The 23,571-nt window shown below is 63.9% G+C and carries 21 protein-coding genes; 14 read left to right on the top strand and 7 right to left on the bottom strand.

From position 1 onward, the window contains the following. Positions 1 to 86 precede the first annotated feature (86 nt). The 5 genes from aroC (at position 87) to mtnC (ending at position 4,310) form a co-directional block, all read left to right on the top strand. Positions 87 to 1,178 (top strand): chorismate synthase, encoded by a 1,092-nt coding sequence (gene aroC / locus J4E58_RS13835; RefSeq protein ID WP_087092393.1) that lies wholly within the window; start codon positions 87 to 89, stop codon positions 1,176 to 1,178. A gap of 34 nt (positions 1,179 to 1,212) precedes the next feature. Then, on the top strand, positions 1,213 to 2,361 hold the full coding sequence (locus tag J4E58_RS13830) for an MFS transporter (protein ID WP_087092392.1): 1,149 nt from the start codon (positions 1,213 to 1,215) through the stop codon (positions 2,359 to 2,361). Beyond that, positions 2,358 to 2,978, top strand: coding sequence for a methylthioribulose 1-phosphate dehydratase (locus J4E58_RS13825; protein WP_007932262.1), 621 nt, complete (start codon positions 2,358 to 2,360; stop codon positions 2,976 to 2,978). The genes J4E58_RS13830 and J4E58_RS13825 overlap by 4 nt, the downstream gene beginning before the upstream one ends. Positions 2,979 to 3,076: 98 nt before the next feature. Further along, positions 3,077 to 3,622 (top strand): acireductone dioxygenase, encoded by a 546-nt coding sequence (locus J4E58_RS13820; protein WP_087092391.1) that lies wholly within the window; start codon positions 3,077 to 3,079, stop codon positions 3,620 to 3,622. 4 nt (positions 3,623 to 3,626) lie between these two features. Next, positions 3,627 to 4,310 carry an acireductone synthase gene (gene mtnC, locus J4E58_RS13815; RefSeq protein WP_087092390.1) on the top strand — a complete coding sequence of 228 codons (684 nt, stop codon included), beginning with the start codon at positions 3,627 to 3,629 and terminating at the stop codon, positions 4,308 to 4,310. Positions 4,311 to 4,410: 100 nt separating this feature from the next. On the opposite strand, the gene J4E58_RS13810 is transcribed toward mtnC, so the two are convergent. Then, positions 4,411 to 4,689 (bottom strand): DUF3509 domain-containing protein, encoded by a 279-nt coding sequence (locus tag J4E58_RS13810; RefSeq protein ID WP_009045039.1) that lies wholly within the window; start codon positions 4,687 to 4,689, stop codon positions 4,411 to 4,413. A 659-nt stretch (positions 4,690 to 5,348) separates the two neighbouring features. Between J4E58_RS13810 and J4E58_RS13805 the strand changes: the two genes are divergently transcribed. From J4E58_RS13805 to J4E58_RS13785, 5 genes are all read left to right on the top strand, one after another. Further along, on the top strand, positions 5,349 to 7,181 hold the full coding sequence (locus tag J4E58_RS13805; RefSeq protein ID WP_087092388.1) for a long-chain-acyl-CoA synthetase: 1,833 nt from the start codon (positions 5,349 to 5,351) through the stop codon (positions 7,179 to 7,181). Positions 7,182 to 7,278: 97 nt separating this feature from the next. Continuing rightward, complete coding sequence (locus tag J4E58_RS13800; protein ID WP_009045037.1) at positions 7,279 to 7,797, top strand: ankyrin repeat domain-containing protein; 519 nt, start codon at positions 7,279 to 7,281, stop codon at positions 7,795 to 7,797. Positions 7,798 to 7,911: 114 nt separating this feature from the next. Continuing rightward, a complete protein-coding gene (locus J4E58_RS13795; RefSeq protein WP_007932253.1) occupies positions 7,912 to 8,442 on the top strand; it encodes a hypothetical protein in 531 nt (176 codons plus the stop codon). A gap of 96 nt (positions 8,443 to 8,538) precedes the next feature. Further along, on the top strand, positions 8,539 to 8,730 hold the full coding sequence (locus tag J4E58_RS13790; RefSeq protein ID WP_007932252.1) for a PLDc N-terminal domain-containing protein: 192 nt from the start codon (positions 8,539 to 8,541) through the stop codon (positions 8,728 to 8,730). Between the two features lie 322 nt (positions 8,731 to 9,052). Then, positions 9,053 to 11,146 (top strand): LTA synthase family protein, encoded by a 2,094-nt coding sequence (locus tag J4E58_RS13785; protein ID WP_087092387.1) that lies wholly within the window; start codon positions 9,053 to 9,055, stop codon positions 11,144 to 11,146. Positions 11,147 to 11,227: 81 nt separating this feature from the next. On the opposite strand, the gene J4E58_RS13780 is transcribed toward J4E58_RS13785, so the two are convergent. Further along, entirely contained in the window at positions 11,228 to 11,380 is a 153-nt protein-coding gene (locus J4E58_RS13780; RefSeq protein ID WP_003226960.1) for a DUF3309 family protein, read from the bottom strand. 304 nt (positions 11,381 to 11,684) lie between these two features. On the opposite strand from J4E58_RS13780, the gene J4E58_RS13775 reads away from it, so the two are divergent. Together J4E58_RS13775 and J4E58_RS13770 are read left to right on the top strand one after the other, a co-directional pair. Continuing rightward, a complete protein-coding gene (locus J4E58_RS13775) occupies positions 11,685 to 12,500 on the top strand; it encodes an SDR family oxidoreductase (RefSeq protein ID WP_053262206.1) in 816 nt (271 codons plus the stop codon). Between the two features lie 64 nt (positions 12,501 to 12,564). Further along, positions 12,565 to 12,897, top strand: coding sequence for a YnfA family protein (locus J4E58_RS13770; protein WP_007932246.1), 333 nt, complete (start codon positions 12,565 to 12,567; stop codon positions 12,895 to 12,897). A 51-nt stretch (positions 12,898 to 12,948) separates the two neighbouring features. Here J4E58_RS13770 and J4E58_RS13765 read toward each other — a convergent pair whose 3' ends face one another. The 5 genes from J4E58_RS13765 to mnmC all read right to left on the bottom strand — a co-directional run bounded on the left by J4E58_RS13765 (position 12,949) and on the right by mnmC (position 20,433). After that, positions 12,949 to 13,176, bottom strand: coding sequence for a YheU family protein (locus tag J4E58_RS13765; protein ID WP_007932245.1), 228 nt, complete (start codon positions 13,174 to 13,176; stop codon positions 12,949 to 12,951). A gap of 219 nt (positions 13,177 to 13,395) precedes the next feature. Next, positions 13,396 to 14,580, bottom strand: coding sequence for an osmoprotectant NAGGN system M42 family peptidase (locus tag J4E58_RS13760; protein WP_087092386.1), 1,185 nt, complete (start codon positions 14,578 to 14,580; stop codon positions 13,396 to 13,398). Positions 14,581 to 14,679: 99 nt separating this feature from the next. Continuing rightward, positions 14,680 to 16,425, bottom strand: coding sequence for an N-acetylglutaminylglutamine synthetase (gene ngg / locus J4E58_RS13755; protein WP_087092385.1), 1,746 nt, complete (start codon positions 16,423 to 16,425; stop codon positions 14,680 to 14,682). Positions 16,426 to 16,427: 2 nt separating this feature from the next. Then, positions 16,428 to 18,200, bottom strand: a complete 1,773-nt coding sequence (locus J4E58_RS13750; RefSeq protein ID WP_087092384.1) for an N-acetylglutaminylglutamine amidotransferase — start codon at positions 18,198 to 18,200, stop codon at positions 16,428 to 16,430. A gap of 250 nt (positions 18,201 to 18,450) precedes the next feature. Continuing rightward, positions 18,451 to 20,433, bottom strand: a complete 1,983-nt coding sequence (mnmC, locus tag J4E58_RS13745) for a bifunctional tRNA (5-methylaminomethyl-2-thiouridine)(34)-methyltransferase MnmD/FAD-dependent 5-carboxymethylaminomethyl-2-thiouridine(34) oxidoreductase MnmC (protein WP_172963033.1) — start codon at positions 20,431 to 20,433, stop codon at positions 18,451 to 18,453. 153 nt (positions 20,434 to 20,586) lie between these two features. Between mnmC and pap the strand changes: the two genes are divergently transcribed. Then, positions 20,587 to 22,107, top strand: a complete 1,521-nt coding sequence (pap, locus tag J4E58_RS13740; protein WP_087092382.1) for a polyphosphate:AMP phosphotransferase — start codon at positions 20,587 to 20,589, stop codon at positions 22,105 to 22,107. 143 nt (positions 22,108 to 22,250) lie between these two features. Then, entirely contained in the window at positions 22,251 to 23,435 is a 1,185-nt protein-coding gene (locus tag J4E58_RS13735; RefSeq protein WP_087092381.1) for a thiolase family protein, read from the top strand. Positions 23,436 to 23,571 lie beyond the last annotated feature (136 nt).

The raw sequence follows: 23,571 nt of genomic DNA, 5'->3' as shown, positions 1-23,571 counted from the left end.
GATGAACTAGTTGGGGAGCCTGCGTATACTTCCCGGCTCAGTAATCCAGATTGAGTTATTTCGGCTGATTTCATGGAGCGTCCTGCATGTCCGGCAATACCTACGGCAAGCTGTTCACTGTCACCACCGCGGGCGAAAGCCATGGTCCGGCGTTGGTCGCCATTGTCGACGGCTGCCCACCGGGTCTTGAGCTGTCGCTGGACGATCTGCAGCGCGATCTGGACCGGCGCAAGCCCGGCACCAGCCGCCACACTACCCAGCGCCAGGAAGCCGATGAAGTCGAAATCCTCTCCGGCGTGTTCGAGGGCAAGACCACCGGCTGCTCCATCGGCCTGCTGATCCGCAACACCGACCAGAAGTCCAAGGACTACTCGGCGATCAAGGATCTGTTCCGCCCGGCCCACGCCGATTACACCTACCACCACAAATACGGCATCCGCGACTACCGCGGCGGCGGTCGCAGCTCGGCGCGGGAAACCGCCATGCGCGTGGCGGCGGGGGCCATCGCCAAGAAGTACCTGGCCAGCCAGGGCATCGTGGTGCGTGGCTACATGAGCCAGTTGGGCCCGATCGAAATCCCGTTCAAGACCTGGGAGTCGGTGGAAGACAACGCCTTCTTCAGCCCCGACCCGGACAAGGTGCCGGAGCTGGAAGCCTACATGGACCAGCTGCGTCGCGATCAGGACTCGGTGGGCGCCAAGATCACCGTGGTCGCCGAGGGTGTGATGCCGGGCCTGGGCGAGCCGATCTTCGACCGCCTGGACGCCGAGCTGGCCCATGCGCTGATGAGCATCAACGCGGTCAAGGGCGTGGAAATCGGCGCCGGTTTCGCCAGCGTCGCCCAGCGTGGCACCGAGCATCGCGACGAGCTGACCCCGCAAGGTTTCCTCAGCAACAACGCGGGCGGCATCCTGGGCGGGATTTCCTCCGGCCAGCCGATCGTCGCGCACCTGGCGCTCAAGCCGACCTCCAGCATCACCACCCCGGGCCGCTCGATCGACATCGATGGCAACCCGGTGGACGTCATCACCAAGGGCCGTCACGACCCGTGCGTGGGCATCCGCGCCACGCCGATCGCCGAAGCCATGATGGCCATCGTGCTGATGGATCACCTGCTGCGTCATCGTGGCCAGAATGCCGACGTGCGCGTCAGCACGCCGGTGCTGGGCCAGTTGTAATGGCGTCTCTGCCAGTCGCCACGGTCTGACGGCCGTGGCGGCGCTCCCGTACTGGCGGCTCTCCAGTTTCTACCTGTTCTATTTCGCCTTGCTGGGGTCGACCGCGCCGTTTCTGGCGCTGTATTTCGATCACCTGGGGTTTTCCAGCGCGCGTATTGGCGAGCTGGTGGCGATTCCCATGCTGATGCGCTGCGTGGCGCCGAACCTCTGGGGCTGGCTGGGCGACTACACCGGCCGGCGCCTGGCCATCGTACGTTTTGGCGCGATCTGCACACTGCTGAGCTTTTCGCTGATTTTCGTCAGCAAGAGCTACGCCTGGCTGGCGATGGTCATGGCCCTGCATGCGTTCTTCTGGCACGCGGTATTGCCGCAATTCGAAGTGATCACCCTGGCGCACCTGCAAGGCCAGACCGCTCGCTACAGCCAGATCCGCCTGTGGGGCTCGATCGGTTTCATCCTCACGGTGGTGGCGCTGGGGCGGCTGTTCGAGTGGTTGAGCCTGGACATCTACCCGGCGGCGCTGGTGCTGATCATGGCCGGCATCGTGCTCAGCAGCGCCTGGGTGCCCAACGCCCAGCCAGCGGCCCAGGGCAGCCGCTTGGCCGTCGGGGGCTTTCTTGGCCAGCTGCGCAGCCCCGGCGTCCTGGCCTTCTATGCCTGCGTGGCGCTGATGCAAATGAGCCACGGTCCTTACTACACCTTCCTGACCCTGCACCTGGAACACCTGGGCTATAGCCGCGGCTTGATCGGCCTGTTGTGGGCGCTGGGGGTGGTCGCCGAAGTCTTGATGTTCCTGGCAATGAGCTGGATTCTCTCGCGGTTTTCGGTACGCCGGGTGCTGCTGGCGAGTTTCCTGCTGGCAGCCCTGCGCTGGTTGCTGCTGGGCGCCTTTGCCGAACACCTGTGGCTGCTGTTGTTTGCCCAGGTGCTGCATGCCGCGACCTTCGGCAGCTTTCATGCCGCGGCCATTCATTTCGTGCAACGCAGCTTCGGCGACCGTCAGCAAGGCCAGGGCCAGGCCCTGTACGCGGCCCTGGCCGGCACCGGCGGCGCATTGGGCGCGTTGTATTCCGGCTACAGCTGGAACGCCCTGGGCGCGACATTGACCTTTAGTATTGCAAGCCTCGCAGCGCTGGCGGCAGCCGTTATCATTGCCACACGTATGCAAGAGGAGAGGCCATGAGCCTTACCCGCGAACAGCTGGCACAGGACATCATCGAGGTCGGACGCTTTCTGTATGCCCGCGGCTGGTCCCCGGCCACCAGCAGCAACTATTCCACGCGCCTGTCGCCGAGCGCGCTATTGCTCACGGTTTCGGGCAAGCACAAAGGCCAGTTGGGCCTGGATGACGTGCTGGCCACCGACTTGTCGGGCAACAGCCTGGAGCCGGGCAAAAAGCCGTCGGCCGAAACCCTGTTGCACACCCAGCTGTACAGCTGGAACCCGCAGATCGGCGCCGTGTTGCATACCCACTCGGTGAATGCCACGGTGCTGTCACGCCTGACCGCCGAGGACTTCATCGAGTTCGAGGGTTACGAGCTGCAAAAGGCTTTTACCGGCATTGCCAGCCACGAGTCGCGGGTGCGGGTGCCGATTTTCGACAACGATCAGGACATCGCCCGGCTGGCGACCAAGATCCAGCCCTGGCTCGACGCCCATGCCGATTGCGTCGGCTACCTGATTCGCGGTCATGGCCTCTACACCTGGGGCGCGCGCATGAGTGACGCGCAGCGCCAGATCGAGGCCTTCGAGTTTCTGTTCGAGTGCGAGTTGCAGACTCGCGCCCTGTTAAACCGTTAAGGCTTGCTTCGACTGAAGTAGCCAGCGCCTGATGATATGCACTGCCTGACCGGCCTGGAAAAAGCCGCAAGGCACTGCCGATAACGAGGAATTGCCAGATGAGCAGCCTGTCCGTTTACCACGTATCCAGCCCGGACCTGCCGAACAAGGTGCTGACCCATTTCGACGATATCGCCGCGACCCTGGCCGAGCAGGGCGTGCGTTTCGATCGCTGGCAAGCCGCCACCAGGATCCAGCCGGGCGCCAGCCAGGAGGAAGTGATAGGCGCCTACCAGGAACAGATCGACCGCCTGATGACCGAGCGCGGCTACATCACCGTCGATGTGATCAGCCTCAATGGCGATCACCCGCAGAAGGCCGAGCTGCGCGCCAAGTTCCTCGACGAACACCGGCATGCCGAGGACGAGGTGCGCTTTTTCGTCGCCGGCCGCGGTCTGTTCAGCCTGCATATTGGCGACTACGTGTATGCCGTGCTCTGCGAGAAGAACGACCTGATCTCGGTGCCGGCCGGTACCGCGCACTGGTTCGACATGGGCGAGAACCCATACCTGGTGGCGATCCGCATGTTCAACAACCCGCAAGGCTGGGTCGCCAGCTTCACCGGTTCCGATATCGCCAGCCAGTTCCCGCTTCTGGAGGATTGAGCGGATGCCGATCAAGGCCATTCTCACCGACATCGAAGGCACCACCAGCGCGGTGAGTTTTGTCTTCGAGGTGCTGTTCCCCTACGCGGTGCGGCAGCTGCCGGACTTCGTGCGCAAGCACGCCAGCCGGGCCGACGTTGCCGAGCAGTTGCAGGCGGTGCGCGAGGCCAGCGGCGAGCCGGCGGCGGACGTCGAGCGGGTGATCGGGATTCTGCTGGGCTGGATCGCGGAAGATCGCAAGTCCACGCCGCTCAAGGCGCTGCAAGGCATGGTCTGGGAGCAGGGGTACCGGGCCGGACAGCTCAAGGGCCATGTCTACCCGGATGCGGTGGCGGCGTTGCAGCACTGGCATCAGGATGGGTATCGGTTGTATGTCTATTCGTCGGGCTCGATCCAGGCGCAGAAGCTGATTTTCGGTTGCTCAACTGCCGGGGACCTGTCGCCGCTGTTCAGCGGTTTCTTCGACACCACCTCGGGGCCGAAACGGGAAGTGCAGTCTTACCAGCGCATTACCCAGGCCATCGGCTGTGCACCCGGGCAGATTCTCTTTTTGTCCGATATCGTCCAGGAGCTGGATGCGGCCCGGTCCGCCGGCCTGGCCACCTGCGGCCTGGTGCGCGAAGGCGGGGTATTGGCGGGGCATGCGAATGTAGCGAGCTTCGCCGATATCGATCCGCAGGGTTTCTGAAAAGCAATCAGGCCGTGTCAGCGCAAGGCTGGCACGGCCTGATTGGGGTTATCTGTTATCCAGTTGCCGGTGATCATCGCGAATCCGCGGCGGTGCGGATTTAAAGCGAGTGATACGACGGCAGGGCAAAACGGTTCTGGCTTTGCAGCAGGGAAATCTGTGGCAATTCGCTGGCCTGTTCGGCCAGGTCGCGACGCAACGCGCTGATCACCCACGACAACTGATCGCCCGCATGTAACTGCGCATAAGAGATCGAGCGCTTGAGCTGTTTACCTTCGCTGTTACGCAGCGTCAGCAGGATGCCGCCATCGGGCCGTGGCTGAGTGGTCACTTCGTAGTTGGAGAACAGGGAAGCGAATTTTTCTTGGATCAGGCTCATGTCTATCAGCTCCATTGGTTCTTGAATGGCAAACCTGGAGTGATAGGTGCAGCGATTGTGCCAGCCTCAATTTTTATAAAAATCCTTATAAATCATATTGTTATAAAAATTCGCCGTTTGCGTGTCCGTGCAATTTGCATGAATGGCCATCGTGCATCCTGCATTTTGCGAGATCGCGGGCCTGGGTAAGGGCAGGGACGTAACGCTGTGACTGCCGGTTCACGCAAAAGATTCAGCCGGCAAGCCCGGCCCTCAAGCGCGAGGCACCTGGCGGCGCGGAGGAGATACAAAACTTTGCAAAAACTCCATGTACAGGCCAGGAAGCGCTGACGTATTTTTTTGCCAGCGACAGGCTTGGCGCAGACTCTTTGCACAAGCCCAAGCCCTGATGTTCCGGGCTGTACAGGTCAATCAGACGTTTCACCGACATGGACAGTCATGCGCCGTGGTCCCCTTGGATCATGGGCGCCTGATAATAAGAAAATAGGACGTCATCCATGAACGCCATGCTCTGCGTTACTGCCAATAGCACGCCCCCTGTTTCTCCTGTTTGCCGTGGCGGCCCGCCCTCGGGCCCCAGCTGAATAGCCCCATCGACCCTTGTCCGCCTGCCCGGCCTGGCCCCGTGCAGGATCCTTTTGCGTCGAACAGGAGCCGTCATGAGCACTCATCAGCACGACATGATCACCTGGGGCATGATGCTACGGAAGTTGCCCTCCATCGCCCGGGCGTTGCCGCGGGTCATCAAGGGCATGCAGATAGCCAACGTCAAGCGCGCCGATCAGCCCTGCGGGCTGGGCTGGACCTTCGAGCAGGCCACCCAACGCAACCCCGACGGCCCGGCGCTGCTGTACGGCGACCGGGTGTTGAGTTATGCACAGGCCAACCAGTGGGCCAACCGGATCGCCCATTACCTGGCGAGCCAGGGCATCGGCAAGGGCGACGTGGTGGCGATCTTCGTCGAGAACCGTCCCGAGTTGCTGGTGAGCGTGCTGGCGGTGGCCAAGCTCGGCGGCATCTGCGCCATGCTCAATACCGCGCAGACCGGCAGTGTGCTGGTGCACAGCGTGAACCTGGTGAAGCCGGTAGCGATGATCGTCGGCGGCGAACTGCTGGATGCCTACTCGGCGATTCGCGATCAGGTCGCCATCGACGAGGCGCGCACCTGGTTCGTCGCCGATCCGGATGTGGCGTCCGGGCCAACGCCTGCCGGTTGCATCGACCTGATGACCGCCAGCGCCGCCAGCGAATCGTCCAACCCACCAAGTACCGCGCGGATCTACCTCGACGATCCGTGCTTCTATATCTACACCTCCGGCACCACCGGGCTGCCCAAGGCCGGTATTTTCAAGCACGGCCGCTGGATGCGCAGCTCGGCCAGCTTCGGCATGATCGCCCTCGACATGCAGCCGGCCGATATCCTGTACTGCACCTTGCCGCTGTATCACGCCACCGGGTTGTGCGTGTGCTGGGGCTCGGCCATCAGCGGCGCTTCGGGCTTCGCCATTCGCCGCAAGTTCAGCGCCAGCCGTTTCTGGGAAGACGTCCGCCGGTTCAAGGCCACCACCATTGGTTACGTGGGTGAGCTGTGCCGTTACCTGGTTGACCAGCCTGCCTGCGAGCACGACCGTGACAACAGCGTGGTGAAGATGGTCGGCAACGGCCTGCGCCCCGGCGTGTGGGGGCCGTTCAAGCAGCGTTTCGGCGTCGAGCATATCTGCGAGCTGTATGCCGCCAGCGACGGCAATATCGGCTTTACCAACGTGCTCAACTTCGACAATACCGTGGGCTTTTCCCTGGCGCCCTGGGCGCTGGTGGAGTATGCCCACGACACCTGCGCGCCGATCCGCAACGGTTCCGGCTTCATGCAGAAGGTCGCCAAGGGCGGGCAGGGCCTGCTGCTGGCGAAGATCGACGACAAGGCGCCGCTGGACGGCTATACCGAGCCGGAAAAGAACCTGAAGGTGATCCTCACCGACGTGTTCGAGAAGGGCGACCGTTACTTCAATACCGGCGACCTGTTGCGCGATATCGGTTTTGGCCATGCGCAGTTCATCGATCGCCTGGGCGATACCTATCGCTGGAAGGGCGAAAACGTCTCCACCACCGAGGTGGAGAACATCCTCCTGCAACATCCGCAGGTCGCCGAGGCGGTGGCCTATGGCGTGGAGGTGCACAACACCAACGGCCGTGCCGGGATGGCGGCGATCACCCCGGCCGAATCCCTGGCGACCCTGGATTTCACCGAGCTGTTGCAGTTCGTCCGCGAACATCTGCCGGGCTACGCGGTGCCGCTGTTCCTGCGGGTCAAGGTGAAGATGGAGACCACCGGCACCTTCAAGTACCAGAAGACCCGGCTCAAGGAAGAAGCCTTCGACCCGTCGAAAACCGGCGGCGATCCGGTGTACGCCTGGTTGCCGGGGTCGGCGACCTATGTCCGGGTGACGGAGGCGGTCCTGGCGGATATTTGTGCCGGTCGGCACCGTTATTGATTCTGGCTATGGCTGCTCTTGAGAAAAAAGGGATGACAGGGCGGGAGCCGCTTGGGGACACTAGCGGCTTTCCGATTGGCCGAAAGTGGAGTTCCCGATGTCAGACAAAAGCCGCCAGATGACCGCAGAAGAAGCCGCCGAGTTTACCGAGCAGGTCTTCAACGTCGCACGTCAAGGCGACGCCCAGATGCTCGACAAGCTGGCGAGCAGCGGTCTGCCGGTCAACCTGCGCAATCACAAGGGCGACACCCTGCTGATGCTGGCCAGCTATTACGGGCATGTGGACGCGGTGCAGGTGCTGCTCAAGCACAAGGCCGACCCCGAGATCCGTAACGACAACGGCCAGAGCCCGATCGCCGGCGCGGCCTTCAAGGGCGACCTGGCGGTGGTCAAGGCGCTGGTGGAGGGCGGTGCCGAGGTGGAAGGCTCGTCCTTCGATGGGCGTACCGCGCTGATGATGGCGGCGATGTTCAATCGCACGGAAATCGTCGACTACCTCATCGGCAAGGGCGCCAACCCGCGGGCCACCGACGCCAACGGCGTGAGCGCACTGGACGCGGCGAAGACCATGGGCGCCGTCGACACCACCGCGCAATTGCAGAAGTTGCTGGGCTGAGCTGAACGGCGCATACCGTCGGGCCAGGGCCATGCCTGGGTCGCGGCGGTAGGTTCGTGGGCCGGGTTTAGGCTATCCTGCGCGCCCGCCATTGACCCGTAACAGGATTCGCCCATGAAAAACGTCCTCGCCGAACTCATCACTAAAATCAGCTCCGGCTGCATGGGCGAAGAAGAAATCCTGCGGATCGCCGACGAGGCCGCCCAGGCCTACGCCGATCCCCAGGCCTTCCTGGCCGCCAATCCGGACATCAACTACGACGACAGCTTCCCGATCCCGCTGGGCGAATGGGTGGTGGTCGGCAGCCTGCCGGACACCGTGCTGTTCCAGGCCGACACCTACATGGACCTGTTCGCGCAGATCGTCGCGTCTTTCGGCCCGGGCGTGGCGTTCAATATCAAGCCCAAGCAACTGGCCAAGACCGAGGCCCTGACCGCGCTCAACCGCATCCAGATCCAGATGGGCAGCATGAACCCGGAAAACGGCGGTTACGTGCTGATGAACTTCAGCCAGTTGCTGGACGACGAGCTGCAAGTGGTGCTGGTCTACGGCAATGACGTGCCGCGGGTGCTGCAGCTGTGCGCCGAAGCCGGCATTGCCGCCGCGCCGTCCCTGGAAGCGCTCAAGGTCGCGGTTCACGTCTGAGCTGCGGGCCACAGGCCGACCGCGCAGGCAATAAAAAGGAACCCCGCTGCCGGCCGACTATCCTAAGTGGGCAAGCCCTCATTTAGGAGCGACACCATGGGTTCCACTTTCAATACGCTGGTTGGACTGATCATCCTCGCGCTGGACATCTGGGCGATCATCAATGTGCTTAAAAGCAGTGCCGAAACCGGGATGAAAATCCTCTGGGTGTTGCTGATCATCCTATTGCCGGTGCTGGGCCTGATCATCTGGGCGATTGCCGGGCCGCGCGGCAACGTACGGCTCTGAAGGCTGGCGTGGGGTTCAAAAGGGGCCGCCAGGCCCTTTTTTATGTGACCAAATATGCGCTGCACGAAATTTTCACAAAGTCTCCATGACAATTCGCCAGCGCTGTTTTTCCGCTGCTCCCGTGCGATCTCCGATTGCGATCCCTGGCTCTGGGCCATTGCCGGCCAGGGGAGGGCGCCTGCCAGTAATCAATGGCAATGCCGCTGCTGATCGTGCAACATTTGCGCACCGCGCCATCCCCCCAGCCCTGAATGGCTACAAGAGGGCAAAGCGTAGCTGCATTCTTTTCGCAACTTCAACTTCCATTGGGTCCTAAAACGATATGGCAAACCCGGACGTCCTGAGTCAGCAGCGAGCCTCGAGTCGCCTGCTGCAACCGACCGTCAAATCGCATCTGGCTTATACGCTGCTCTGCGCGCTGGCCATGATGGTCATGCTGTCTTTGCTGCGCGTGGCGCTGCTGGTCTACAACCGCGAGATGATCCTCGACACACCGGCCTCGACCTTCCTTGAAGCCTTCGCCAACGGCCTGCGCTTCGATGTGCGCCTGGTGGTCTACCTCAGCATCCCGCTGCTGCTGGCGCTGTTCAGTGCCCGGGCCATGGCGGCTCGCGGTTTCTTCCGCTTCTGGCTGACCATCGTTTCGAGCATCGCGCTGTTCCTCGGCCTGATGGAGATGGACTTCTACCGCGAGTTCCACCAGCGCCTCAACGGCCTGGTCTTCCAGTATGTGAAGGAAGACCCGAAAACCGTGATGAGCATGCTCTGGTACGGCTTCCCGGTGGTGCGCTACCTGCTGGCCTGGGCGGTCGGCACCTGGCTGCTGAGCCTGGCATTCAAGGGCGCCGACCGCGCGACCCGGCCGCGTGGCCCGTTCAGCGGCGGCAGCATCGGCACCCGGCAGGTCGCCCCGTGGTACGCCCGTATCGGCGTATTCGTGGTCTGCCTGCTGGTCTGCGTGGTCGCCGCCCGCGGCACCCTGCGCCAGGGCCCGCCACTGCGCTGGGGTGACGTCTACACCACCGAATCGAACTTCGCCAACCAGCTGGGCCTCAACGGCACGCTGTCGCTGGTCGAGGCGGCCAAGAGCCGGATGGGCGAGGACCGCAGCAATATCTGGAAAGCCACCCTGCCGCAGCCCGAGGCGCAGCAAGTGGTGCGCGACCTGCTGGTGATGCCGGACGACAAGCTGGTGGACGCCGATATCGCCGCCGTGCGCCGCGACTACACGCCACCGGCCGACAAGACCCTGCCGATCAAGAACGTGGTCGTGATCCTGATGGAAAGCATGGCTGGTCACTCGGTGGGTGCCCTGGGCGCTCCAGGCAATATCACCCCGTACCTGGACCAACTGTCCAAGGAAGGCCTGCTGTTCGACCGCTTCTTCTCCAACGGCACCCATACCCACCAGGGCATGTTCGCCACCATGGCCTGCTTCCCCAACCTGCCGGGTTTCGAATACCTGATGCAGACCCCGGAAGGCAGCCACAAGCTGTCCGGCCTGCCGCAGGTGCTGAGCGCCCGCAAGTATGACGACGTGTATGTCTACAACGGCGATTTCGCCTGGGACAACCAGTCGGGCTTCTTCAGCAACCAGGGCATGACCAACTTCGTCGGTCGCAACGACTTCGTCGATCCGGTGTTCTCCGATCCGACCTGGGGCGTATCCGACCAGGACATGTTCAACCGTGGCCTGGAAGAGTTGAAGGCGCGGGAAAACGGCAAGCCGTTCTATGCCCTGCTGCAGACCCTGTCCAACCACACCCCGTACGCCTTGCCGACGCCATTGCCGGTGGCGAAGGTGACCGACCGTGGCAGCCTGAACGAACACCTGACCGCCATGCGCTATTCCGACTGGGCCCTGGGCCAGTTCTTCGAGAAGGCGCGCAAGGAGCCGTACTTCAAGGAGACGCTGTTCGTGATCGTGGGTGACCATGGTTTCGGTAACGAGCGCCAGATCACCGAAATGGACCTGGGCCGCTTCAACGTGCCGATGCTGATGATCGCTCCGGGCATCCAGGAAAAATTCGGCCAGCGCAACCACACCGTGGGCACCCAGGTCGATATCGTGCCGACCATCATGGGCCGCCTCGGTGGCGAAGTGCGTCACCAGTGCTGGGGCCGCGACCTGCTCAACCTGCCGGAAGGCGACACCGGCTTTGGCGTGATCAAGCCGTCGGGCAGCGAGCAGACCACGGCTATCGTCACCGCCGACCAGATCCTGGTACTGCCGCGCGAGAAGGAAATGGCGCCGAAGATCTACCAGTACGAACTGGGCGCCAATCCGCATGCCGAAGTGGTGCCGGACGCACCGCGTACCGCCGAGTTGAAGCACAAGCTGGAAGCTTTCCTGCAAACCGCCACCAAGAGCCTGTTGGATAACACCGCAGGCGTGGTGCACGGCACGCCGGACTGATTCATTGCGCTAATGAAAAAGAGGCCCTCGGGCCTCTTTTTTTTGACGGTTATTAAAGTGCCGGACATGAACTGGCGAAACCTATATCCGGCCCAGTAACAGGAGAACCAGCAACACCACCAGCACCACACCGATGATGCCGGACGGGCCATAACCCCAGCTTCTGGAGTGCGGGAACACTGGAAGACCACCGATCAGCAGAAGAATCAGAATAATGATCAGGATTGTGCCCATGTCGTTTTCCTTATTGGAGGATCGAAGGCGCGGCTGGACTCGAAGGCAATTAATCCGTACCGCTTAATCATTCGGACTCTGTGCCTTGAAGGATGATTCCAAGTTTTTTTAATGCTTTTTGCACGCAGGCCTATTTCTTTTCGTACCTGCTGCCGGTGGCCATCGAGTTGAACGTGCAACACCGCAGGAAGTTGCACCGAGGCCCCGGTTTGCCTGGGGCATTCAGCAATCTGATGGTGCGTGGGCGGCACAAAATCCTTCGCTACACTCGCCTCATCTTCCCCGGAACAACAAGGCAACTCCTATGCAAAATCGCATGATGATCACTGGCGCCGGATCCGGCCTGGGTCGCGAAATCGCTCTGCGCTGGGCGCGCGAAGGCTGGCAGTTGGCGTTGTCGGATGTCAGCGAACCCGGCCTGCAGGAAACCCTCAGGCTGGTACGCCAAGCCGGCGGCGATGGCTTCGTGCAACGTTGCGACGTGCGTGACTACAGCCAGTTGACCGCCTTCGCCCAGGCCTGCGAGGTCAAGCTCGGCGGCATCGATGTGATCGTCAATAACGCCGGCGTGGCCTCCGGCGGCTTCTTCAGCGAATTGTCCCTGGAGGACTGGGACTGGCAGATCGCGATCAACCTGATGGGCGTGGTCAAGGGCTGCAAGGCGTTCCTGCCGCTGCTGGAAAAGAGCAAGGGCCGGATCATCAATATCGCCTCGATGGCGGCCTTGATGCAGGGCCCGGCGATGAGTAACTACAACGTGGCCAAGGCCGGCGTGGTGGCCCTGTCCGAAAGCTTGTTGATCGAACTGGCCCAGCAGGAGATCGGCGTGCACGTGGTATGCCCGTCGTTCTTCCAGACCAACCTGCTGGATTCGTTCCGTGGCCCGACCCCGGCGATGAAGGCCCAGGTCGGCAAGCTGCTGGAAAGCTCGCCGATCAGCGCGGCGGACATCGCCGACTACATCTACACCCGGGTCGCCGCCGGCGAATTCATGATCCTGCCCCACGAACAGGGGCGCATGGCCTGGGCCCTGAAGCAGAAGAACCCGCAGTTGCTGTACGACGAAATGACCCTCATGGCCGATAAAATGCGCGCCAAGGCCAAGCAAAACGCCAGCTGAGCTTGCTCCTGCCCCGGCGCGTCGTTAGGGTTGCCAGCATCTGGCATCCCTGACGAGACCTTGCATGCTCAATTACCTGTGGTTCTTCCTCGCCGCGCTGTTCGAGATCGCCGGCTGCTACGCCTTCTGGATGTGGCTGCGCCAGGGCAAAAGTGCCTGGTGGATGGTCCCGGCGCTGGCGAGCCTGATGCTCTTCGCCCTGTTGCTGACCAAGATCGAAGCGAGCTACGCCGGCCGCGCCTATGCGGCGTACGGCGGGATCTACATCATCGCCTCGATCGGCTGGCTGGGTATGGTGGAGCGGGTGCGGCCGCTGAGTTCGGACTGGCTGGGGGTGGCGCTGTGCGTGATCGGCGCGAGCATCATTCTGTTCGGGCCGCGCTTTACCAACGGTTGAGAAACTGGCCGGGTTGCGGGCGCCGCGATGGCGCCCGGTCCCGGGCGGGAATCAGTCGAACAATTCCTTGGGCACGTCGTGCTTGAGCATCAACTGGCACTGCTCGCTGTCCGGGTCGAAGACGATCACCGCCTGGCCCTTGGTCAGCGCCTGGCGCACGCGCAGGACGCGGGTTTCCAGCGGGGTGTCGTCGCCATTGTCGGTGCCGTCGCGGGTGACGAAGTCTTCGATCAGGCGGGTCAGGGTGTCGACTTCTAGTTGGTCATGGGGAATCAGCATACGGGCCTCCGGCAAACAATCCCGGATCCTACTGCGCCGGGCCCCGCGCGGCTAGGCAAACCTCGCGCGGGGCCGTAATGCCGATCATCTGTAGGAGCGAGCTTGCTCGCCTTGAGGGCCCTGCGTATTTACCTGTGAGTACGTGTGGGGCGAGAGTTCAGCGCTTTGCGCTCTATCGCGAGCAAGCTCGCTCCTACAGTGGAAGCGGGGCTTTTCACCTCAGGACTTTTGCCCCACCAGGCTGTCCACCGACGGCACCCGGGTGTCGCTTTCCATTTGTGTGTCGTGTTCCAGCTGATGGCTGAAACGGTCCAGGGAACCCTGGGCCGGCTGTGCGTCGCTGGCGAACACCGGCGGGCTGAGAATGTAGGCACCCAGCAGGCGGCTGAGGGCCGCCAGGCTGTCGATATGGGTGCGCTCGTAGCCGTGGGTGGCGTCGCAACCGAAGGCCAGCAGGGCGGTACGGATATCGTGGCCGGCGGTGACCGCCGAATGGGCATCGCTGAAGTAGTAGCGGAACAGGTCGCGGCGCACCGGCAATTCGTGTTCCGTGGCCAGGCGCAGCAGGTGGCGCGACAGGTGATAGTCGTAAGGCCCGCCGGAGTCCTGCATGGCCACGCTCACCGCGTGCTCGCTGGAGTGCTGGCCGGGGGCGACCGGGGCGATGTCGATGCCGACGAATTCGCTGACGTCCCAGGGCAGGGCCGCCGCCGCGCCGCTGCCGGTTTCTTCGGTGATGGTGAACAGCGGATGGCAGTCGATCATCAGTGGCTCGCCGCTGTCGACGATGGCCTTGAGCGCGGCCAGCAGCGCGGCGACCCCAGCCTTGTCGTCGAGGTGGCGGGCGCTGATATGGCCGCTTTCGGTGAACTCCGGCAAGGGATCGAACGCGACGAAATCGCCGACGCCGATGCCCAGTGACTCGCAGTCGGCGCGGGTGGTGCAGTAGGCGTCCAGGCGCAATTCGATGTGGTCCCAACTGATGGGCATCTCGTCCACCGCGGTGTTGAAGGCGTGCCCGGAGGCCATCAGCGGCAACACGCTGCCACGCAATACGCCGTTGTCGGTGAACAGGCTGACCCGGCTGCCCTCGGCGAAACGGCTGGACCAGCAACCGACCGGGGCCAGGGTCAGGCGGCCGTTGTCTTTCACCGCGCGCACGCTGGCGCCGATGGTGTCCAGGTGCGCCGAGACCGCACGGTCAGGGCTGTTCTTCTGCCCCTTGAGGGTGGCGCGAATGGTCCCGCGGCGGGTCAGCTCGAAGGGAATGCCCAGTTCTTCCAGGCGCTCGGCCACGTAACGCACGATGGTGTCGGTGAAGCCGGTGGGGCTGGGAATGGCGAGCATTTCCAGGAGGACTTTCTGCAGGTAGTTGAGGTCCGGTTCGGGAATCGATCGGGTCATGGAAACTCCTGATGATGAAAAGGCATCGCGAGCAAGGCGGCGATCCCTGTAGGAGCGAGGCTTGCCCGCGATGAGGCCGCGACGGTCAGCACAAGGCTTTCAAACCGCCGGCTGGCTGTGGGGAAACAACAGGTCGACAAAGCGCTCGGCCGTCGGCTGCGGTTCATGGTTGGCCAGGCCGGCGCGCTCGTTGGCCTCGATGAACACATACTGTGGCTGGTCCGCCGCCGGCACCATCAGGTCGAGGCCGACCATCGGGATATCCAGCGCCCGCGCCGCGCGGATCGCGGCGTCTACCAGTTCCGGATGCAGAGTCGCGGTGACATCTTCCAGGGTGCCGCCGGTATGCAGATTGGCGGTGCGCCGCACGAACAGCTGTTCGCCGGCCGCCAGGATGCTGTCGTAGCCGTGCCCGGCGGCGTGCAGGGTGCGCTGGGTTTCATGGTCCAGGGGGATCTTGCTTTCGCCGCCGGTGGCGGCCTGGCGACGTCGGCTTTGCGCTTCGATCAGCTGCCTGATGGAGTGCTGGCCGTCGCCGATCACCTCGGCCGGCCGGCGAATGGCGGCGGCAACCACCTCGAAGCCGATCACCAGGATGCGCAGGTCCAGGCCCTCGTGGAAGCTCTCGAGCAACACCCGGCTGTCGAACCGCCGGGCGTTGTCGATCGCCTGTTGCACTTCTTCGATGGTGCGCAGATCCACGGCCACACCTTGGCCTTGTTCCCCGTCGAGTGGCTTGACCACCACCCGTTCATGCTCGTCGAGAAACGCCAGGTTGTCGTCGGCGTTTCCCGCGAGTTGTTGCGCCGGCAGGTTCAGCCCGGCCTGTTTCAGTACCTTGTGAGTCAGGCTCTTGTCCTGGCACAGGCTCATGCTGATGGCGCTGGTCAGGTCGCTGAGGGATTCGCGGCAACGCACCCGGCGACCGCCATGGCTGAGGGTGAACATCCCGGCTTCGGCGTCGTCGACCTGCACGTCGATGCCGCGGCGATGGGCTTCCTCGACGATGATCCGCGCGTAAGGGTTGAACTGCGCCTCGGGCCCGGGGCCGAGGAACAGCGGCTGGTTGATGCCGTTCTTGCGCTTGATGGCGAAGGTCGACAGCGTGCGGAAACCCAGCTTGGCGTACAGGCACTTGGCCTGGCGATTGTCGTGCAGCACCGACAGGTCGAGGTAGCTCAGGCCACGGCTCATGAAGTGTTCGATCAGGTGCCGGACCAGCACTTCGCCGACCCCCGGGCGGGTGCAATGCGGGTCCACCGCCAGGCACCACAGGCTGCTGCCGTGCTCCGGATCGTGGAAGGCCTTCTGGTGGTCCAGGCCCATGACGCTGCCGATCACCGCGCCGCTGTCTTCGTCTTCGGCCAGCCAGTACACCGGCCCGCCGGCATGGCGCGGGGTCAGCAGGCTCGGGTCGACCGGCAGCATGTTGCGGGCCAGGTACAGCTGGTTGATGGCCTGCCAGTCCGCCGCGCTCTGCGCCCGGCGGATGCGGAAGCCGCGAAACACCCGGGTGGCCTGGCGGTAGTCGCTGAACCACAGGCGCAGGGTGTCCGAGGGGTCGAGGAACAACTGGGTCGGTTCCAGGCCGAGGATCTGCTGGGGGGCGGCGACATACAGGGCGATGTCGCGTTCGCCAGGGTGTTCGTTGAGCAGCTCCTCGGCCAGGCTCGTCGGGTCGGGAAAGGTATGGCCGATCAGCAGCCGGCCCCAGCCGCAATGCACGGCAATCGGGTCGGTGCCGAGGGCGCTGCGGTCTTCGGCGAAACGCGCCTGCAGACGCTCGTAGGAGGGCGCCTGACCGCGCAGCAAGCGTTGGCTGTAAGCCGTGGCATGGGGTTTCATGGTCAGATTCCTTGTTCGCTGAGCCACAGGTTCAGCGCCGCCAGTTGCCACAGCTTGGAGCCGCGCAACGGTGTCAGCTGGCCTTGTGGATCGGTCAGCAGGCGGTCGAGCATCGCCGGGTTGAACAGGCCGCGGTCCTGGCTCGGGTCGAGCAGCAGTTCACGTACCCAGTCCAGGGTGGCGCCCTGCAGATGCTTGAGGCCGGGCACCGGGAAGTAGCCTTTCTTGCGGTCGATCACCGCGCTGGGGATCACCAGCCGCGCGGCCTCCTTGAGTACCTGCTTGCCGCCATCGGGCAGCTTGAACCGGGCCGGCACCCGCGCCGACAGCTCCACCAGCCGGTAGTCGAGAAACGGCGTGCGTGCCTCCAGGCCCCAGGCCATGGTCATGTTATCCACACGCTTGACCGGGTCGTCGACCAGCATCACCGTGCTGTCCAGGCGCAGGGCTTTATCCACAGGTTCGGTGGCGCCGGGCTGGGCGAAATGCTCACGGACGAAATCGCCGGCGGCGTCGTTGGCGGTCAGCCACCGCGGTTGCACGGTGGCCGCGTAATCGTCGTAGCTGCGGTCGAAGAACGCTTCGCGGTAGGCCGCGTAGGGATCGCTGGCGCCCTCCACCTGCGGGTACCAGTGGTAACCGGCGAACAGTTCGTCGGCGCCCTGGCCGCTCTGCACCACCTTGCAGTGCTTGGCGACTTCCCGCGACAGCAGGTAGAAGGCGATGCAGTCGTGGCTGACCATGGGTTCGCTCATGGCGCGGAACGCCGCCGGCAGCTGTTCGATGATCTCGCGCTCGTCGATGCGCAACTGATGGTGATCGGTGCCGTAGTGTTGGGCGATCAGGTCCGAATACTGGAACTCGTCGCCGCGTTCGCCGCCGGCATCCTGGAAGCCGATGGAGAAGGTCGACAGGTTATCCACACCGACTTCCCGCAGCAGGCCGACCAGCAGGCTCGAATCGACGCCGCCGGACAGCAGCACGCCGACATCCACTGCCGCCCGTTGGCGGATCGCCACGGCTTCGCGGGTGCTGTCGAGTACCCGGTCGCGCCAGTCTTCCAGGGTCAGCCCGGTTTCATCGGCGCGCGGGCCGTAGGGCAGGGTCCACCAGGTTCGCTGCTCGGTGCGGCCGTCGGCTTCGATGCGCATCCAGGTGGCCGGCGGCAGTTTCTCGATGCCCGCCAGCAGGGTGCGCGGCGCCGGCACCACGGCATGGAAGTTCAGGTAATGATTGAGCGCCACCGGGTCGAGCAGCGGGTTGATGTCGCCACCCTTGAGCAGCGCCGGCAAGGCCGAGGCGAAACGCAGGCGCTGGCCGGTGCGCGACAGGTACAGCGGCTTGACGCCCAGGCGGTCGCGGGCGATGAACAGGCGCTTGGCGTCCCGCTCCCAGATGGCGAAGGCAAACATGCCGTTGAGCCGCGGCAGCAGCTCGGCGCCCCAGGCGTGATAGCCCTTGAGCAGCACTTCGGTGTCGCCGCCGGAATAAAAGGCGTAGCCCAGGCTTTCCAGTTCGGCGCGCAGTTCGGGGAAGTTGTAGATCGCGCCGTTGAAGGCCAGGGACAGGCCCAACTGGTTGTCGATCATCGGCTGGGCCGAACCGTCCGACAGGTCCATGATTTTCAGGCGTCGATGGCCCAGGGCTATCGGGCCCTGGCTATGGAAACCCCAGGCGTCGGGGCCGCGAGGGGCGAGGTGGTGGGTAATTCGTTCAACCGCTGCCAGGTCGGCGGGTTGATGATCAAAACGTAGTTCTCCAGCTAATCCGCACATAAGTCCTTACCGGTTTTTCCGTTGGGGAGGAGTGAATCGCGACCGGCCAGAAATGGCAGGTACCCGGAAACTGACCCAGGTGATCCCCTGGAGTTTTAGACCGATGGGTTATAAGCGGCGGGGCGCAAGTGCGTTGCGGGCTGGGGCAAAGGCCTTGATCTGCCTGGAGTTTTGCCGTGCGGGCAGGGCCCGTGGGCGTTTGCGGGAGATGGCGAAGCGATGCCAGGGCGGCTGGCATCGCTGCTTTATTTCATGGCTTGCTGCGAATCAACCGACGCAAGGCAAAGCGATTGGGGTGACAGGCTTCGGCCACGCTGCGCGGCAGGGGCAGCGGTTCGTTGTCCAGCCAGGCGGCCAGCAACTCGCCCGACAGCGGCGCGGTGATCAAGCCGCGCGAGCCGTGGCCGCTATTGATATACAGGCCGTCCAGCCAGGGGCAGGGCAGGTCCGGAACCTGGCGCGCGTCCTTGCCCAGCACCGCGTAGACCTCGGCGAATGCCGCCTGGTCCGCCAGGGGACCGACGATCGGCAGATAGTCCGGGCTGGTGCAACGGAAGGCGGCCCGTCCTTCGAGGGTTTGCGCTTGCAGCCGGTCGGCTTCCAGGCGTTCCACCAGGTCCTGGGAGATCTCTTCGAGCATCTGCAGGTTGCCCGCATGCTCGGCGGCGGTGGGTGTCAGGTCTTCGCTCTTGAAATCGAAACTGGCACCCAGGGTGTGTTCGCCCAGTCGCGCGGGGGCGACATAACCCTCGGCGCACACCACGGTGGCCAGGCTCTGGCTGCGCGCGGTCTGCGGCAGGCGGGTGATCTGCCCGCGGATGCGCTTGAGCGGCAGCTTGGCGCTGGCGGGAAAGCGCTTGATCTCGGCGGCGCCGGCGAGGATCACCACCTCGGCACTGGCCAGCAACCGCTCGCCGTCCCAGGCCTGCCACTGGCCATCGACCCGGCGCAATTCCACTACATCGTGGTGGGGCAGCAGGCGAATCCGCGGGTGCGCGGCTTGCCACTGGCACAGGGCCGGCGGATGCACCCAGCCACCTTCCGGGTAGAACAGCCCACCGTGGGCCAGGCCGACGCCGGCCAGGGCCTGGGCCTGGGGTTGGTCCAACTGATGCAGCAGGTCCGCCGGGAAGGCCGCCGCCAACTGCGCCTGGCGCTCGGCTTCCTTGGCGTTGAAGGCCAGTTGCAGCACGCCGCAGCTGTCCCAGTCGACACCCCGTTGCAACTGTTCGAGCAGGCGCCGGGTGTAGCCGAAACCGCTGAGGATCATCTGCGACAGGGCGGTGCCGTGGGCCGAGAGTTTCAGGTACAGCACGCCCTGGGGATTGCCCGAGGCCTCCTGGGCCAGTTGCCCGTGGCGCTCCAGCAGGCTGACCCGCCAGCCCCGCGCGGCGAGGCTGGCGGCGCTGGCGCAACCGGCCAGGCCGGCGCCGATCACCAGGGCGTGTTGCTCCTGAACCTGTTGAGTCGGGCGGGCGAACCAGGGCTTGCTGGCGGCAGGCAGCGGCGTGTCTTCGGGCCAGCCGAGAAACTCGCCGCGCAGCACTTCCCACTTGTGGCCAATGCCCGGGGTGCGCTTCATCTTGAAGCCCGCGGCATTCAGCAGGCGGCGCACCCAGCCGGTGCTGGTGAAGGTACTGATGCTCGAACCCGGCGCGGCCAGGCGCGCCAGTTCGGCGAACAGCTCGGCGGTCCACATCTCGGGGTTTTTCGCCGGGGCGAAACCGTCGAGGAACCAGGCGTCGATCTGCCCGTCGAGTTGCGGCAATTGCTCCAGGGCATCGCCGACCAGCAGGGTCAGGGTGACCCGGCCTTCGTCCAGTACCAGGCGCTGAAAGCCCTGGTGCACCGCGACATAGGCGCGCAACAGGCGCTCGGCCAGCGGCCCCAGTTCCGGCCATAGGGCCAGGGCGCGCTGCAGGTCGGCTGGCGTCAGCGGGTACTTTTCCACGCTGACGAAATGCAGGCGTGCGCTGGCGTCGGCCTGTTGTTCGAACAACTGCCAGGCGCAGAGAAAGTTCAGGCCGGTGCCGAAGCCGGTTTCGCCGATGACGAAGCGGCCACTGGGCGGCAACGCGGCAAAACGCTCGCGCAGGCGGTTCTGTTCGAGAAACACATGGCGGGTTTCGTCCAGGCCCGACTCGGTGGAGAAATACACATCGTCGAAGACCCGCGAACGCGGGCGGCCCTGGTCGTCCCAGTCGAGCTGGGCGTGGGGCTGAGGAGGGGGCAATTCGGCGCTCATGTTCGGCTCGGTAGCGGCAAGGCGGCCATTCTAGCCGATCGACACACCGGGTAATGATCCACGGCAATAAGCGGCATGTTCGGGGCCGACAAAGCCTAGGTCGATCCGCTAGTCTTGCTCCATCTTGCCAGGGAGTCGCTCATGTTCGAATCAGCCGAAATCGGTCACGCCATCGACAAAAAAACTTTTGACGCCGAAGTCCCTGCCCTGCGCGAAGCCCTGCTGGAGGCCCAGTTCGAGCTGAAGCAGAAAGCCCGTTTTCCGGTGATCGTGCTGATCAACGGCATCGAAGGCGCTGGCAAGGGCGAGACGGTGAAACTGCTCAACGAGTGGATGGACCCACGCCTGATCGAGGTCCGTACCTTCGACCAGCAGACCGACGAAGAACTGGCGAGGCCACCGGCCTGGCGCTACTGGCGGATGCTCCCGGCCAAGGGCCGCATGGGGGTGTTTTTCGGCAACTGGTACAGCCAGATGTTGCAGGGACGGGTGCACGAACTGTTCAAGGACGGCCGTTTCGACCAGGCCATCGCCGGCGCCGAGCGCCTGGAAAAGATGCTCTGCGACGAAGGCGCGCTGATCTTCAAGTTCTGGTTCCACCTGTCCAAGAAACAGATGAAGGCCCGCCTCAAGTCCTTGCAGGACGATCCGCTGCACAGCTGGCGCATCAGCCCGCTGGACTGGCAGCAGTCGGAGACCTACGACAAGTTCGTCAAATACGGCGAGCGGGTGTTACGCCGCACCAGCCGCGACTACGCGCCCTGGCATGTGATCGAAGGCGTGGACCCGCATTACCGCAGCCTGGCGGTGGGCAAGATTCTCCTCGAGGGTTTGCAGAATGCCCTCAACCGGCCCGAGGTCGAAGCCGAGCCCCATGTGGCGCCGCTGGCCGAGGCGGTCGACAAGCTGACCCTGCTCGACAGCCTGGACATGAGCCAGCAACTGGACAAGGACGACTACGAGGAGCAACTGATTACCGAGCAGGCGCGCCTGGCCGGCCTGCTGCGCGACAAGCGCATGCGCAAGCACGCGTTGGTGGCGGTTTTCGAGGGCAATGACGCGGCCGGCAAGGGCGGGGCGATTCGCCGGGTAGCGGCGGCGCTGGACCCGCGCCAGTACAGCATTGTGCCGATTGCCGCGCCGACCGAGGACGAGCGGGCCCAGCCTTATCTGTGGCGCTTCTGGCGGCATATTCCGGCACGGGGCAAGTTCACCGTGTTCGACCGTTCCTGGTACGGCCGGGTGCTGGTGGAACGGGTCGAGGGCTTTTGCAGCCCGGCGGACTGGTTGCGCGCCTATGGCGAGATCAACGACTTCGAGGAGCAGCTCGAGGACGCCGGGGTGATCGTGGTCAAGTTCTGGCTGGCGATCGACAAGCAGACCCAGCTGGAGCGTTTCCAGGCCCGTGAAGAGATTCCGTTCAAGCGTTTCAAGATCACCGAGGACGATTGGCGCAACCGCGACAAATGGGATGCCTACCGCGCCGCCGTCGGCGACATGGTCGACCGCACCAGCACCGAGGTCGCGGCCTGGACCCTGGTGGAGGCCAACGACAAGCGCTGGGCCCGGGTCAAGGTATTGCGCACCCTCAACCGCGCACTGGAAGAGGCATTCGACAAGTCCGAGAAAAAGGACAGGAAAGGCAAGAAGGACAAGAAATAACCGCCGCGGGTTGTGAGCGGGTCACTGGATAAACCCAGCACCGCGATGGTTTTGCATACGCCGGATGAATGATCGTCGCGGCCAGGCAAGGGCCGGATCTATGCTCGAGCCACTCACAACCGACAACAACAATGAGGTATGCCATGCGTGAAGTGGTGATCGTCGATAGCGTGCGGACCGGCCTGGCCAAGTCCTTTCGCGGCAAGTTCAACCAGACCCGTCCGGATGACATGGCCGCCCATTGCGTCAATGCGCTGCTGAACCGCAACGGTATCGACCCGGCCAGCGTCGAGGACTGCATCGTCGGCGCCGGTTCCAACGAAGGCGCCCAGGGCTACAACATCGGGCGCAACGTCGCGGTGCTGTCGCGCCTGGGCACCGGCACCGCGGGCATGACCCTCAACCGTTTCTGTTCGTCCGGCCTGCAGGCGATCGCCATCGCGGCCAACCAGATCGCTTCCGGTTGCAGCGACGTCATTGTCGCCGGCGGGGTCGAGTCCATCAGCCTGACGATGAAAAGCGTCAACACCGACAACCTGATCAACCCGCTGCTCAAGGAACAGGTGCCGGGCATCTATTTCCCCATGGGCCAGACCGCCGAGGTGGTCGCCCGGCGTTACAACGTGAGTCGCGAGGAGCAGGACCTGTATGCCCTGCAAAGCCAGCAGCGCACCGCGGCGGCCCAGGCGGCCGGGCTGTTCGACGACGAGATCGTGGCGATGGCGGTGAAGTACCGGGTCGAGGACAAGAACAGCGGCCAGGTGCAGATTCTCGACGGCGTGGTCGATCGCGACGACTGCAACCGCCCGGACACCACCCTGGAAAGCCTGGCCGGTTTGAAACCGGTGTTCGCCGAAGACGGCTCGGTGACCGCCGGCAACTCCTCGCAATTGTCCGATGGCGCCTCCATGACCCTGGTCATGAGCCTGGAGCGGGCCCTGGCGCTGGGGCTCAAGCCCAAGGCGTTCTTCCGCGGCTTCACCGTGGCCGGTTGCGAGCCGGACGAAATGGGCATCGGCCCGGTGTTCTCGGTGCCCAGGCTGCTCAAGGCCAAGGGCCTGCAAGTGGACGACATCGATCTCTGGGAGTTGAACGAGGCCTTCGCCTCGCAATGCCTGTACAGCCGCAACCGGCTGCAGATCGACAACGCCAGGTACAACGTCAACGGCGGCTCGATCTCCATCGGCCACCCGTTCGGCATGACCGGTTCGCGCCAGGTCGGCCACCTGGTGCGGGAACTGCAACGGCGCAACCTGCGCTACGGCATCGTCACCATGTGCGTCGGCGGTGGCATGGGTGCGACCGGGTTGTTCGAAGCAGTGTGCTAAGCCGTCAGACGGGGTGGAACCTATCGCGGGCAAGCCTCGCACCTACGGAAGCACACCATCTTCTTCTGTAGGAGCGAGGCTTGCCCGCGATGCTTTTTGCGACCTGCACCATCCTGTTTACGTTCACCCTCCAACT

The sequence above is a fragment of the Pseudomonas sp. FW305-25 genome, from assembly GCF_017351415.1.
Lineage (GTDB): Bacteria > Pseudomonadota > Gammaproteobacteria > Pseudomonadales > Pseudomonadaceae > Aquipseudomonas > Aquipseudomonas chlororaphis.
Note: the sequence above shows the minus strand (reverse complement) of the source record. Positions and strands in the feature narration are given on the sequence as shown.

Bases quoted from the DNA above. Each gene is read 5' to 3' on its own strand.
- aroC (WP_087092393.1), top strand. From the start codon at position 87: ATGTCCGGCAATACCTACGGCAAGCTGTTCACTGTCACCACCGCGGGC.
- J4E58_RS13825 (WP_007932262.1), top strand. From the start codon at position 2,358: ATGAGCCTTACCCGCGAACAGCTGGCACAGGACATCATCGAGGTCGGA.
- J4E58_RS13820 (WP_087092391.1), top strand. From the start codon at position 3,077: ATGAGCAGCCTGTCCGTTTACCACGTATCCAGCCCGGACCTGCCGAAC.
- mtnC (WP_087092390.1), top strand. From the start codon at position 3,627: ATGCCGATCAAGGCCATTCTCACCGACATCGAAGGCACCACCAGCGCG.
- J4E58_RS13810 (WP_009045039.1), bottom strand. From the start codon at position 4,689: ATGAGCCTGATCCAAGAAAAATTCGCTTCCCTGTTCTCCAACTACGAA.
- J4E58_RS13805 (WP_087092388.1), top strand. From the start codon at position 5,349: ATGAGCACTCATCAGCACGACATGATCACCTGGGGCATGATGCTACGG.
- J4E58_RS13800 (WP_009045037.1), top strand. From the start codon at position 7,279: ATGTCAGACAAAAGCCGCCAGATGACCGCAGAAGAAGCCGCCGAGTTT.
- J4E58_RS13795 (WP_007932253.1), top strand. From the start codon at position 7,912: ATGAAAAACGTCCTCGCCGAACTCATCACTAAAATCAGCTCCGGCTGC.
- J4E58_RS13790 (WP_007932252.1), top strand. From the start codon at position 8,539: ATGGGTTCCACTTTCAATACGCTGGTTGGACTGATCATCCTCGCGCTG.
- J4E58_RS13785 (WP_087092387.1), top strand. From the start codon at position 9,053: ATGGCAAACCCGGACGTCCTGAGTCAGCAGCGAGCCTCGAGTCGCCTG.
- J4E58_RS13780 (WP_003226960.1), bottom strand. From the start codon at position 11,380: ATGGGCACAATCCTGATCATTATTCTGATTCTTCTGCTGATCGGTGGT.
- J4E58_RS13775 (WP_053262206.1), top strand. From the start codon at position 11,685: ATGCAAAATCGCATGATGATCACTGGCGCCGGATCCGGCCTGGGTCGC.
- J4E58_RS13770 (WP_007932246.1), top strand. From the start codon at position 12,565: ATGCTCAATTACCTGTGGTTCTTCCTCGCCGCGCTGTTCGAGATCGCC.
- J4E58_RS13765 (WP_007932245.1), bottom strand. From the start codon at position 13,176: ATGCTGATTCCCCATGACCAACTAGAAGTCGACACCCTGACCCGCCTG.
- J4E58_RS13760 (WP_087092386.1), bottom strand. From the start codon at position 14,580: ATGACCCGATCGATTCCCGAACCGGACCTCAACTACCTGCAGAAAGTC.
- ngg (WP_087092385.1), bottom strand. From the start codon at position 16,425: ATGAAACCCCATGCCACGGCTTACAGCCAACGCTTGCTGCGCGGTCAG.
- J4E58_RS13750 (WP_087092384.1), bottom strand. From the start codon at position 18,200: ATGTGCGGATTAGCTGGAGAACTACGTTTTGATCATCAACCCGCCGAC.
- pap (WP_087092382.1), top strand. From the start codon at position 20,587: ATGTTCGAATCAGCCGAAATCGGTCACGCCATCGACAAAAAAACTTTT.
- J4E58_RS13735 (WP_087092381.1), top strand. From the start codon at position 22,251: ATGCGTGAAGTGGTGATCGTCGATAGCGTGCGGACCGGCCTGGCCAAG.